The 12611-nt window shown below is 65.2% G+C and carries 13 protein-coding genes; 11 read left to right on the plus strand and 2 right to left on the minus strand.

Annotated features, from left to right (window positions below):
* Positions 1-113: 113 nt before the first annotated feature.
* Positions 114-2183, plus strand: a complete 2070-nt coding sequence (locus tag DCM80_RS11715) for a prolyl oligopeptidase family protein (RefSeq protein ID WP_257197093.1) — start codon at positions 114-116, stop codon at positions 2181-2183.
* 211 nt (positions 2184-2394) lie between these two features.
* Here the strand turns inward: DCM80_RS11715 and DCM80_RS11720 are convergent, their stop codons facing one another.
* Positions 2395-3066 (minus strand): class I SAM-dependent methyltransferase, encoded by a 672-nt coding sequence (locus tag DCM80_RS11720; RefSeq protein ID WP_257197094.1) that lies wholly within the window; start codon positions 3064-3066, stop codon positions 2395-2397.
* Positions 3067-3305: 239 nt separating this feature from the next.
* Between DCM80_RS11720 and soxX the strand changes: the two genes are divergently transcribed.
* The 10 genes from soxX (at position 3306) to DCM80_RS11770 (ending at position 11108) form a co-directional block, all read left to right on the plus strand.
* Positions 3306-3656 (plus strand): sulfur oxidation c-type cytochrome SoxX, encoded by a 351-nt coding sequence (gene soxX, locus DCM80_RS11725; protein WP_257197095.1) that lies wholly within the window; start codon positions 3306-3308, stop codon positions 3654-3656.
* Positions 3657-3680: 24 nt separating this feature from the next.
* A complete protein-coding gene (gene soxY, locus DCM80_RS11730) occupies positions 3681-4166 on the plus strand; it encodes a thiosulfate oxidation carrier protein SoxY (RefSeq protein ID WP_257197096.1) in 486 nt (161 codons plus the stop codon).
* Between the two features lie 13 nt (positions 4167-4179).
* The gene (gene soxZ, locus DCM80_RS11735) at positions 4180-4491 is read left to right on the plus strand and encodes a thiosulfate oxidation carrier complex protein SoxZ (protein WP_126257185.1); all 312 of its coding nucleotides are present in this window, start codon (positions 4180-4182) and stop codon (positions 4489-4491) included.
* Entirely contained in the window at positions 4491-5354 is an 864-nt protein-coding gene (soxA, locus tag DCM80_RS11740) for a sulfur oxidation c-type cytochrome SoxA (protein WP_257197097.1), read from the plus strand. The genes soxZ and soxA overlap by 1 nt, the downstream gene beginning before the upstream one ends.
* Positions 5351-5656 carry a hypothetical protein gene (locus tag DCM80_RS11745; protein WP_257197098.1) on the plus strand — a complete coding sequence of 102 codons (306 nt, stop codon included), beginning with the start codon at positions 5351-5353 and terminating at the stop codon, positions 5654-5656. The genes soxA and DCM80_RS11745 overlap by 4 nt, the downstream gene beginning before the upstream one ends.
* A 54-nt stretch (positions 5657-5710) precedes the next feature.
* Positions 5711-7462, plus strand: a complete 1752-nt coding sequence (soxB, locus tag DCM80_RS11750) for a thiosulfohydrolase SoxB (protein WP_257197100.1) — start codon at positions 5711-5713, stop codon at positions 7460-7462.
* Positions 7459-7914, plus strand: a complete 456-nt coding sequence (locus DCM80_RS11755; protein ID WP_257197101.1) for a hypothetical protein — start codon at positions 7459-7461, stop codon at positions 7912-7914. The genes soxB and DCM80_RS11755 overlap by 4 nt, the downstream gene beginning before the upstream one ends.
* A 287-nt stretch (positions 7915-8201) precedes the next feature.
* Complete coding sequence (locus DCM80_RS11760) at positions 8202-9239, plus strand: MBL fold metallo-hydrolase (protein ID WP_257197102.1); 1038 nt, start codon at positions 8202-8204, stop codon at positions 9237-9239.
* Positions 9240-9327: 88 nt separating this feature from the next.
* A complete protein-coding gene (locus DCM80_RS11765) occupies positions 9328-9498 on the plus strand; it encodes a hypothetical protein (RefSeq protein WP_257197103.1) in 171 nt (56 codons plus the stop codon).
* 398 nt (positions 9499-9896) lie between these two features.
* Positions 9897-11108 carry an MFS transporter gene (locus DCM80_RS11770; protein WP_257197104.1) on the plus strand — a complete coding sequence of 404 codons (1212 nt, stop codon included), beginning with the start codon at positions 9897-9899 and terminating at the stop codon, positions 11106-11108.
* Between the two features lie 83 nt (positions 11109-11191).
* Here DCM80_RS11770 and DCM80_RS11775 read toward each other — a convergent pair whose 3' ends face one another.
* A complete protein-coding gene (locus DCM80_RS11775; RefSeq protein WP_257197105.1) occupies positions 11192-12541 on the minus strand; it encodes an MFS transporter in 1350 nt (449 codons plus the stop codon).
* Positions 12542-12611: the final 70 nt, after the last annotated feature.

Genomic DNA, 12611 nt, shown 5'->3' on the forward strand with positions numbered 1-12611 from the left:
ACGGGCGCAGGCCATGCCTCTGACGCAATCGGCGCAATGATAGCGGCTCGCGCCCTTGACGGCTTGCGCTCGATCAAATCTGATCCGCCGCGATTTTCCCGGGAGTTTCCTTCATGTCCGTCGACGACAGGCCCACGCTTCAAGCTCCCGACGACGATCCCTTCCTGTGGCTGGAGGAGATCGAAGGCAAGCAGGCGCTCGATTTCGTTGAGCGGCAGAACCAGCTCACGCTGCAGGCGTTCGGCGGCAAGGCCTACGAGCACGACCGCGACGTCCTGGCTGCGATCTACGACCGGCCCGACAACATTCCCTATGTCACCCGGCGCGGCTCCGATCTGCACAATCTCTGGAAGGATGCCGCCAATCCGCGCGGCCTGTGGCGGCGGACCACGCTTGCGGAGTTTCGCAAAACCACCCCTGCGTGGGAGACCATGCTGGATATCGACAAGCTCGCCGCGAGCGAAGGCGAGGACTGGCTGCTGAGCGGGATCGCCACCATGCCGGGAAGCTCGCGCGCGGTGCTGAGCCTGTCGCGCGGCGGCAGCGACGCCGTGACGCTGCGGGAATTCGACATGGCGACGAAGAGCTTCGTGGCGGACGGCTTCACGCTGCCGGAGGCGAAGGGCGGTCTCGACTGGCTCGATGCCGATACGCTGCTGCTGTCGAGCGCGCATGGCGAGGGCATGGCGACGAGCTCGGGCTATGCTCGAACGGTCCGGTTGTGGCGGCGCGGCCAGCCCGTCGATCAAGCTGAGGTGATCATCGAGACCGTTGCCGATCACATGACGATTCATGGCATGGTCGACGACACCGGCCCTGAGCCGCGGGCCTGGATCGTCGACCAGATCGATTTCTTCAATCACGCGATCTGGCTGCGCGACGCAGCCGGCAGCATGACGAAGCTCGATCTGCCGACCGGCATCTGGCTGCAGGCCCATGGCGACTGGTTCGCGATGAAGCTGCGCAAGGACTGGACGGCCGGGGGCCGGACCTACGCCACCGACACCGTGCTCGGCATCTCGCTCTCGGCGTTCCTCGCCGGCAGCCGCGATTTTGCGGTGCTGTTCGAGCCGGCGCCGCGGCGCGCGCTGCAGGGCCTGTTCTGGGCGGCGGGCAGGCTCGTGCTGTCGATCCTCGACGAGTTGCGTCCGCGCTTCGAGATCCACACGCCGTCCGCGACCGGCTGGAGCCGCGAAACGCTTGCCGGCCTGCCTGAGATCGGCGTCGTCGACGTCTGGCCGCTCGATCGTCACCCCTCCGAGAGCAACGGCGATCTGCTCGCCAACGTGCAGGATCCGCTCACGCCGCCGTCGCTGCTGTTGCTCGAACGCGGCGTCGCCAGCCCGATCGTGCTCAAGCAGGCGCCGAAGACCTTCACCGCCGACGGGCTCGTGGTGACGCAGCACGAGGCGGTCTCGATCGACGGCGAGCGCATTCCCTATGTGCAGACCGGCCCCGCCAAGGAGACCGGCGATGCACCGGTCTATATGAGCGCCTATGGCGGCTTCGGGCTGGCCGTGAAGCCGTACTACAATTCCTCGCTCGGCAAGCTGTGGCTGGAGCGCGGCGGCACGACGGTGCAGGCAAACTTGCGCGGCGGCGGCGAGTTCGGCACGCGCTGGCACGATGCCGGGCGGCTCGCGGGCAAGAAGCTGTCGCACGACGATTTCGCGGCGGTCGCGGCCGATCTCGTGCGCCGCGGCGTGACGCAGCCGAAGCGCATCGCCGCGCAGGGCGGCTCGAACGGCGGCATCCTCATCACCAACATGCTGGTGCGCTATCCCGAGCGCTTCGGTGCGCTGTTCTGCACCATCCCGCTGGTCGACATGCGCCGCTACACCAAGCTGCTCGCGGGCGCGAGCTGGATGGCGGAATATGGCGATCCCGACAAGCCCGAGGAATGGGACTGGCTGAAGACCTATTCGGCCTACCATAATGTGAGGGCCGGCCAGCCCTATCCGCCGATCCTGATCGCCACCACGCGACGCGACGACCGCGTCCATCCCGGCCATGCCCGCAAGATGGCGGCGAAGCTGCAGGCGATGGGCTATGAAGCCTGGTTCTACGAGCCGGCCGCCGGCGGCCACGGCTACGGTAAGGACAACAAGGAGCGCGCGGGATTCGAGGTGCTCGGCTTCCGGTTCCTGAAGGAGAAGATCGGGTGGGGGGATGGGGAGGCGTGAGATGTCCTGTGAAAGGTGATAGCTCACGGGCGGCCCTTGCCTCTCCCGCGTGCGTGCGGGAGAGGCCGACGCGCTCGCAGAGCGCGGCGGGTGAGGGCTTTATCCTCTTGGGGAATGTCCCATTGCGGAGACACCCTCTCCCCAACCCTCTCAGCGCGAGCGAAGCTCGTCGCGGCCCGCAAACCGGGGAGGGAGCGCACTGGCTGCGTAGCTACCGCGCAAACACCAGCGTGAGATTGTTCGCGGGCATGTCGATGGAATCGACGAGACGAAGGCCCACGGCCATCGCGAGCGTCTCGACATCGCCGATGTCGCGCACGCCCCATTCGGGATTGCCTTCGCGCAAGGAGGTGTCGAACACCGCATTGCTGAGCGCGGTGTGCTTGCCGTCGCGCTTGAAGGGGCCGTAGAGGAACAGCTTGCCGTCGGCGCGCAGATAGCGGCCGGCGCCGGCGAACAGGCCCTCGGCCACGGCCCAGGGCGCGATGTGGATGACATTGGCGCAGAACACGGCGGCAAGGCTCGTCGGCGCCTGCCCGCTCTTCATCTCGGGACACCAGTCGGGATCGGTGAGATCGATCCGCAGCGGTGAGCGGACGTTTGGCAGGCCGGCATAGACGCGCCAAGCCTCGATGCTCCTGAGATGGCGCTGATTGAGGTCGCTCGGCCACCAGACCAGGCCGGGCGTGTGGCGGGCGAAATGGACCACGTGCTGCCCTGTTCCGCTGCCGAGCTCGACCACGTTGCCGGTCAGGCCAGCGAGTTGCTGTTCCAGCGCGGCCCAGATCGGCACGTGATTGCGATGGAACGCCGGCGCGTCGAGCCGCCCATCCGGCTCGACCCGTCCACCATCCCTGCCAAACTCGACGACATATTCAGCCAAGCGAGATCCCCAAAATATGCGAACAGAAAAGGAAAGGCCCGAGGGCCAAACGCCCTAGAATAATTTGCTAGTGCCGCCCTATTGGATGAACGAACTATCTCATGAGTTGCAATGCGGAGGATATTAACTCCATTTTGCCGCGTGCATAGTCTTGATTGTCAGGCGATGCCCTTTGTGCTTTGGAACGCGCTATATATTTCCGCAAATGAGATCATCGACATAACGCTCGGGACGATGCCTTGACCGCTTTTCCTTGCAAGCCTGCCATCCTGGTGGCGCTGGTCCTCTGCGCCGGCACGGCTGCGGCACGGGCGCAATCCAGTGTGGCCGACGGCCAAAAGCTCGCGTTCGACCGCGGCAAGGGCAATTGCCTGACCTGCCACGTCATCAAAGGCGGCGACCTGCCGGGAACGATCGGTCCGGAGCTGAAGGACCTCAGGGCCAAGTATCCCGACCGCAACGAGCTGACCGCGATCATCTTCGACGAGACCAAGCGCAATCCGCAGACCATGATGCCGCCGTTCGGCCGCAACCGGATTTTGACCGAGCAGGAGATCAGCGCGATCGTTGATTTCCTGCAGACCCTGTAACGGCCGGCTGCCAGGAGACCAGAGATGACCATGACTACCGGCCCCCTTGCGACACGACGCCTGATCCTTCAGGGCGCGGCCTCCGTCGCACTGCTCGGCCTTGGCAATCTACCGTTTGCCCCCGCGCGCGCCGCGGCCAACGACAAATATCCGGAAGAGGCCTTCAAGCAGAAGCACGAGGCCGACGCGATCAAGGCGCTTTACGGCAAGACCGCCGAGCCCTCCGACAAGGTCAAGCTGGATGCGCCCGAGATCGCCGAGAACGGCGGCGTCGTGCCGGTGTCGGTGACGACGACGCTCGACAAGGTGAGCTCGATCTCGTTCCTGGTGGCCGAGAACCCCTACGCGCTCGCGGCGTCCTACAAGATCGCCGAGGGCACGCTTCCGGCCGTCGCCAACCGGCTGAAGATGGCCAAGACCACCAAACTGGTCGCCATCGTCGAGGCCGACGGCAAGCTCTACAGCGCGACCAAGGAAGTGAAGGTCACCGTCGGCGGCTGCGGCGGCTAGGAGGATCGGTCCGATGGCATCAAGCATTCGCGTGCGCGCAACATCCAACGGCGACATCACCGAGGTGCAGGCGCTGATCCAGCATCCCATGGATACCGGCCTGGTGAAGGATCCCAAGGGCGAGCTGATCCCCGCGCACTACATCCAGCAGCTGAAATTCGAATGGAACGGCAAGGACGTCTTCGTCGCCGATTGGGGCACCGCGGTCTCCAAGGATCCCTATGTGAAGTTCAGCTTCAAGGGCGCCAAGAAGGGCGACGAGCTCAAGATCTCCTGGACCGACAACAAGGGTGGCTCGGATACGACCACCGCGAAGATCGCGTGATGAAGACCCGGTCTGCCCTGTTGCTTGGCTCGCTCAGCGCCGCGCTCGTTGCGTTCGCCCTCGCCGCTCCGCGCGTCGTCGCAGCCGACAAGGTCGATCCCGTGGCCGACGCCAAGGCGTTCCGGAACTTCTTCTTCCAGAAGTTTCCCGACGTGAAGCACGAGGACTTCGTCAACGGCCCGTACTCCATGAACGCCGATTTGAAGCGGCAGTGGCAGGAGAAGGAGGAATTCCCGCCCTACGAGTTCGCGCTCGAGGCCGGCAAGGAGATGTTTGCGACGCCGTTCAAGAACGGCAAGACCTATGCCGACTGCTTCCCGAACGGCGGTATCGGCGTCCGCCAGAACTATCCTTATTTCGACACGAAGGAAGGCAAGGTCATCACGCTGGAGCTCGCGCTCAACCGCTGCCGCGAGGCCAATGGGGAGGCGCCCTATTCCTACGTCAAGGACGAGATGGCCTCGCTGACCGCCTACATGGCCTACACCTCGCGCGGTAAGCCGATGGACATCAAGATCCCCGACGATCCGCGCGCGCTCGCAGCCTTCGAGAACGGCAAGCGCTATTTCTACACCCGCCGCGGCCAGATGAACTTTTCCTGCGCAAGCTGTCATGTGCAGAGCCCGGGCGAGCGCATCCGCGCCGAGATCCTGGCGCCGGCGCTCGGCATCGTGAACGCGATGCCGATCTACCGCTCCGAATGGAGCGGCATGGGCACGACCAGCCGCCGCTTCGTCACCTGCAACAGCCAGACCCGCGCGGTTCCGCTGGAGCCGCAGGCGGACGAATACCGCGACGTCGAATATTTCCTGTCCTACGTCGCCAACGGCCTGCCGATATCGGGCCCGGGAGCGCGGCCATGAAGCGGACACTTGCTCTCGCCATGCTGCTCGCGCTCGGCCTCGCCGCCACGGCGCGCGCGGCGAGCGAAGCGGACTACAAGGCGGCGTACAGCGCCGCCGAAGCCGCATCGAAGGAGGCCGCCGGCTTGCGCAACCAGTGGACCGTGACCGTCTCGATGCTGGCCGCGGCCAGGAAAGCGGCCGATGGCGGCGACTTCGACCGCGCCATCGCCGCAGCCAGGGAGGCCGAGGCGCTGGCAAAGGCGTCGATCTTCCAGGCGACGTCCGAAAAAGAAGCCTGGAAGGCGATGGAAATCCGCTAGACTGGCCTCAACTGGACCAGTCTTGCGACCATTGAGGGCGCGGAGAATTTTTGGATGGCGATCCGCCGCCGCGATTTCCTGAAGTCTGCAGGCCTTGCCGCCGCATCGCTCGGTCTGCCGCGGCTCGCACGAGGCGCCGAGACCGGGAGCATCTACGATCTCGAGCGGTTCGGCAATGCGCGCATCCTGCACATCACCGACACGCATGCACAGCTGAACCCGGTTTATTTCCGCGAGCCCAGCGTCAATATCGGCATCGGCGAGATGGCCGGACGGCCGCCGCATCTGGTCGGCCGCGCCTTCCTGGAGCGGTTCGGCATCCGCTCCGGCAGCGCCGATGCCTATGCCTTCACCTGCGTCGAATTCGAGAAGTCGGCAGGCCGCTTCGGCAAGCTCGGCGGCTTTGCCCATCTGAAGACGCTGGTCGATCGCTTGCGCGGCGAGGTCGGCGAGCAACGCTCGCTGCTCGTCGACGGCGGCGATCTCTGGCAAGGTACCGGGCTCGCCAATGTCACGCAGGGCCGCGACATGGTCGAGGTCGCCAACCTGCTCGGCATCGAAGCGATGACCGGACATTGGGAATTCACCTATGGCGAGCAGGCGCTGCGCGACAATCTCGAGCGCTTCAAGGGCGAGTTCCTGGCGCAGAACGTCTTCCTGACCGAGGAAGCCGCATTCAACGACGCCCTCGCCTTCGACAAGGCCACGGGACGCGTGTTCAGGCCGTCGATGATCAAGGAGATCGGCGGCCATCGGGTCGCGATCGTCGGCCAGGCCTTCCCTTACGTGCCGATCGCGCATCCGAAGCGGTTCACGCCGGACTGGAGCTTCGGCATCCGCGAGGAGGAATTGCAGAAGCATGTCGATGCCTTGCGCGGCACCGACAAGGTCGATGCCGTGATCCTGCTGTCGCACAACGGCATGGATGTCGACCTCAAGCTGGCAATCCGCGTCACCGGCATCGACGTCATCCTCGGCGGCCACACCCATGATGCCGTGCCGCAGCCGATTGCGGTGAAGAACGCCGGCGGCATCACGCTCGTCACCAATGCCGGCTCCAACGGAAAATTCCTCGGCGTGCTCGATCTCGCGATCGACAAGGGCAAGGTCAGCGACGTTCATTATCATCTGCTGCCGGTCTATTCCGAGCTGCTGAAGCCCGATCCGGCCATGGCCGAGCTGATCGGCCGGCTGCGCGCGCCGCATGTGACCGATTGGTCGGAGAAGATCGCGACACCCGACCGCCTGCTCTATCGCCGCGGCAATTTCTCCGGACCGGTCGACGAGCTGATCTGCACCGCGCTCCGCACCGAGCTCGACACCGAGATCGCGCTGTCGCCGGGCTTCCGCTGGGGCGTCACCGCGCTCTCCGGCCAGGCGTTGACCATGGAGGATCTGCTCGCGGAGACCGCGATCACCTATCCCGAGACCTATGTGCAGGAGATGACGGGCGCCCAGATCAAGGACGTGCTGGAGGACATCTGCGACAACCTCTTCAACGCCGATCCGTACTACCAGCAGGGCGGCGACATGGTGCGCGCTGGCGGGCTCAGCTACACCTGCACACCGACTGCCGCGATCGGCAGCCGCATCTCGGATTTGAGGATCCATAATGGCAAGGCGGTCAGCGCCGGCCATCGCTACAAGGTTGCAGGCTGGGCTTCGGTCAACGAACAGCAAGGCGCGCCGGTGTGGGAGGTCGTCGGCAAATATCTGCGCTCGGGCCGGATGTTTCAGGAGCGGCTCGGCTCCGGGGTCACGCTCAAGGGCGTCGACGACAATCCAGGCATCGCGGGGCAGGGATGAGGCGTGCACAGATCCTATCCGCGCTGATGCTGGCGCTGCTCGCCTTCGCCGTCCCGCCGACGTCGGCGCAACAGGTGCCGCTCCAGGACAAGCCATTCGCCGAGCACAGAATCGTGCTGCAGCTCTCCGATGGCGATGCCAAGAAGCAAGCACTGGTGCTCAGCGTCGCCAACAATCTGCTGAAGGCCTACGCCCCCGACAAGATCGCGCTCGAAGTGGTGGCGTTCGGCCCCGGCATCGACCTCCTGCTGTCAGGCAGCGAGCGCCGCAAGCAGGTCGAGAGCCTGATCGCTCAGGGCGTGCGCTTCGACATCTGCCTCAACACGGTGGACACGATCGAACGCGAGACCGGCAAGCGGCCGGAATTCATCCCCGCGGCAACGCCGGTGCAGGTCGGCGTCGGGCAGATCCTGTTTCTGGCGGAGAACGGGTACACGCTGGTGCGGCCGTAAGGGGGGCCGTCCCGAGTTGTGGCACTCTGTTGCCCACTCTCGGTGTCATTCCCCGCGAAAGCGGGGAATCCAGTACGCCGCGGCTTCTCCGTCCCCCTCGCTGTCTCTGGAATACTTGATCGCCCGCCTGCGCGGGCGATGACAGCTGTGGATGGGAAACAGCGCTGCCCCTTCGCTCAACAATAAGAATCTTCTAAATTCTCCTGCCTACACAGTGAATTGCTTCTCTTTCCGGCCCGTAATGTAGTAGAATCTCCAAAATTAGTTCCACTGCCGGACTTCCTGCCATGATCTTCCGCCAGCTCTTCGACAGCGTTTCGGGCACCTACAGCTATCTCCTTGCCAGCCGCTCCGGCGGCGAGGCACTGATCCTGGATCCGGTGCTGGAGAAGGTCGACCGCTACTGCCAATTGCTACGCGAGCTCGACCTCAAGCTGGTCAAGGCGGTCGATACCCATCTGCATGCCGACCACGTCACCGGCCTCGGCGAGCTGCGCGACCGCACCCATTGCATGACCGTGATGGGCGACCAGACCAAGGCCGACGTGGTGGCGATGCGGGTCGCCGACGGCGACAAGGTGACGATCGAGGGTCTGTCGCTCGACGTGATGTACACGCCCGGCCACACCGACGATTCCTATTCCTACCTGATGGGCGATCGCGTCTTCACCGGCGACACGCTCCTGATCCGCGGCACCGGCCGCACCGACTTCCAGAACGGCTCCTCGCGCGCGCAGTACGATTCGATCTTCAACCGGCTGCTGAAGCTGCCGGACGAGACGATGGTGTTCCCGGCGCACGACTACAAGGGCGACACCGTCTCCACCATCGGCGAGGAGAAGCGCTACAATCCCAGGCTCCAGGTGCGCTCGGTCGACGAATATATCGAGCTGATGGCCAATCTGAAGCTGCCCAATCCGAAGATGATGGACGTGGCGGTGCCGGCCAACATGCATGTCGGCCTGCATCAGGAGGCGCTCGAGAAGGAGGGCCGCGCGCTCAGCGCGACTGAAGCGATCCGCAGTCTCGGCCGGCCGGATATCCTGCTGGTCGATCTGCGCGAGGGCAACGAGCGCGCCAAGCACGGCATGCTCGAAGGCGCACTGCACGCGCCGTATCAGTCGGTGGAGGAAAGCCTCAAGCCCGGCGGCATGCTGCGCGAGGTCGCAGCCGCCACCGGCCGCCGCATCGTGTTCTTCTGCGCCTTCGGCGAACGCTCGGCGATGGCGGTGGCGGCGGCGAAGGAGGCCGGCCTTGCCAATACGGCGCACATCGCCGGCGGCCTGGATGCCTGGAAGAAGGCCGGCGGGCCGCTCGTGCACTGACGGCCCCACGGGGCTTCTTGAGATAAGTCAGCAACCGCCCACATATTCGGACTAGGATCGGATGCAGCATCACCATCCGGGACCAGCCATGAGCAAGACCGCCAAGCCGAGCGCGCCACCCAAGCCTGCCGACGAGAAACCGGCGGACAGCAAGGCGAAGAAGCCGCTGCCACGCGACATCGACGACGACGATTACGAAGACGGCGACATCGCAACACCGAAGCGCGACCGTTATGGTCTCGATGACGAGCCGTTGTGAGGGTGTGAAGCTTCCCCACGAACAGTGCGTTCCCTCCCCTTGCGGGTATGGCTATCGCATATGAATGACACGGGGGCTGTCTGGGCTTGCTCCGCCTCTCCCGCTTTGCTTGCGGGAGAGGCCGACGCGCCCCGGGCGATGCAAAGCATCGTCCCGCGCGCGTCGGGTGAGCGTTCTCGCCGCGCTGAGACGCCCTTGGTTAGTCTCAATAGTCCCCGCACGGAGACACCCTCTCCCCAGCCCTCCCCCGCAAGCGGGGGGAGGGAGCGCAGTGTGTCCAACAGCATCATCAAGATTGCAGCAGCTGCGCCCGCCCTACCTGCCATGCGCTTGCGTTCATGGACAAATAACCGCCCTTCGATAGTTTCCGCATTCTGAAGGAGCAAATCGGAACTGCAATGGTCGACATCCTCGCCGCACCGCAGCAAGGCAAGGCGGACAGCGCGCTGCGCACGCTGACGGGAATCTCGATCGCGCATTGGGTCAGCCATTTTCATCTGCTGGTCCTGCCGATGCTGTTCCCGTTTCTCAAAGCGCAGCTCGGCGTCGGCTATATCGAGCTCGGCTTCGCGCTCACCGTGTTCGCGGTGGTGTCCGGACTGACGCAGGCGCCGACCGGCTATCTCGTCGATCATTTTGGCGCCCGCAGGATCCTGCTGATCGGCCTCACGCTGGGCGGCTTTGCGCTGATCCTGCTCGGCCTGCATCTCAGCTATGTCTCGCTGATTGCCTGCGCCGTGCTGCTGGGCCTCGCCAACAGCGTCTATCATCCCGCGGACTACGCGATCCTGGCCGCGCACATGGACGAGGCGCGAATGGGCCGCGCCTTCTCGATCCACACCTTTGCCGGCTTTCTCGGCGGCGCGGTGGCGCCGGCGATCGTGGCGGCGCTCGTCGCCCTGTCCGGCGGCGTCGGCGCGCTGATCGCATCGGGCGCGATCGGCATTCTGGTGGCGCTGCTGCTGCTCGTCATGAACATTCCCGACGCCGGCGCCGGCAAGGCAAAGCCGGGCGCGGAGAACACGCCGAAGCAGGCGGTCATCACCCCGGCGCTGATCACGCTGACGGCGCTGTTCATGCTGCTCAGCCTGTCGGTCGCCGGCATCAACAATTTCGGCGTCGTCGCGCTGATGAGCGGCTACGGCACGTCCTATTCGGCAGCCAATGTCATGCTGACGGCGTTCCTCGGCGCCAGCGCCGTCGGCGTGCTCGCCGGCGGCTTCCTCGCCGACCACACCGAACGCCACGGCTATGTCGCGGCGGCCTGCTTTGCCGTGAACGCGGCGATCGTGCTGCTGATCGCGCTTGTGACGCTGCCCGGCTGGGCCTTGACCGCGGCGATGACGGTCGCGGGCTTCCTCTCCGGCGTGATCGCCCCGTCGCGCGACATGCTGGTGCGTAACGCCGCGCCCGCTGGCGCCGCGGGGCGCGCCTTCGGCATCGTCTCCACCGGCTTCAATCTCGGCGGCATCGTCTCGCCGCTGCTGTTCGGCTGGATCATGGACCAAGGCGCGCCGCACTGGGTGTTCGGAGCGTCCGTGATCTTCATGGTGGCGACGGTGGTGCTGTCGCCGTTCACGGAGCGGAAGCGGCAGGCTCCTGCCAATTGAGCGGTCGGTAGCGCTGCGAATTCAACTGTCGTCCCCGCGAAGGCGGGGACGACAGTTGCGATTGGAGCGGGCGGTTCGCAGCCTTACGTCGGCGACACCGCGCCCTTTAGCGCGGCCGCCTGTGCCGCGGCACCACGGGTCAACCTCGCCCTCTCCGTGTTCGGCCAGAGCAGCAGCAGGCCGAGCAGACCGGAGCCGACCATGATCACGGCGTTGATGGTGAAGCCGGTCATGTAGCCGTCGAGCGTGCTGCCGGCACGCTGGATCGTCGCGCCCATCACGGCCGGGGCGATGATGCCGGCCAGCGTGTACAGCGCACCGTAGATCGCGAGGATGGCGCCGCGCTGCGAGGTCGGCGTGAACTCGCCGAGCATCGGCGGGCAGACGACATAGATCGCGCCGCACAGGCCCGAGCCGACCACCAGCAGCGCGATCTGCAGGCCCGCACCCTGAACATGCGGCATCATCGCCAGGATCAGCCCACCCATCACCAGCGGCACCGAGCCGAGCACGCCGCGTGCGACGCGGGTGTTGTAGCCGCGCGCCATCATCACCTGCGAAATCCAGCCGGTGAGGATGACGATGGTGGCGCCGAACACCCAGGGCAGGATCGAGACGAAGCCGGCCTGACTCTGCGAGAAGCCGAGGCCCTTGACGATGAACGGCGTGAACCAGGTCAAGCCGAGCGACAGCGCCCAATAGGCACCGAAGGTCGCGGCGACGCAGCCGATGAAGGTGCGCGAGGTGAGAAGCTGCAAGTAGGGAATTTTCTGCTCGGTCTCGGCAAGGACCTGCGTGTCCTCCAGCGGCCCTTCCTTGCCGAGCACGAGCCAGGCCGCAACCCAGATCAGGCCGACGATTCCGAGCGCGCCGAAGGCATAGTGCCAGGAATGATTGACGATGACCCAGTTCAGCGCCGGCACCGCCAGGATGACGCCGAAGGCCGAGCCCTGCGACAGGATCGCGGTCGGCAGCGTGCGCTTCTCGTCGGGGAACCATTTGTAGATGGCGTGCGCGGCGACCGAGAAGGCCGGGCCTTCGCCGGCGCCCAGCACGATGCGGCAGATCAGGAGCGTGGTGAAGGAAACGGTGCCGACCATCGGAAACTGCGCCAGCGCCCAGATCACCGCGAGTGTCAGCAGCACCCAGCGCGTCGGCACCTTGTTGACGATGAAGCCGACCACGATGGCGGCGATCGAGAACAGGAAGAAGAACGAGGAGCCGAGCAGGCCGAACTGCTCCGGCGAGAGCTTCAGATCGGTCATGATCGGCACGCCGGCGAGGCCGACGACGATCTTGTCCGCAAAATTCACGACCATGAAGAGAAAGAGGAGAAAGGTGATGGTCCAGGCGCCCTTCGGCGTTGGCTTCGCCGAATCCCTGGATTGCCCTGCCGTCCTGCCCGCCGCGTCGGGCGTTCCCTGAGCGCTCATCGTTCTCCCCGCATGTGTTTTTGGCACATTTTTGATTTGGCCGTCTTGGAAGCTAACAACGGCTTCGAGA

The organism is Bradyrhizobium sp. WBOS08 (genome assembly GCF_024585125.1).
GTDB lineage: Bacteria > Pseudomonadota > Alphaproteobacteria > Rhizobiales > Xanthobacteraceae > Bradyrhizobium > Bradyrhizobium japonicum_B.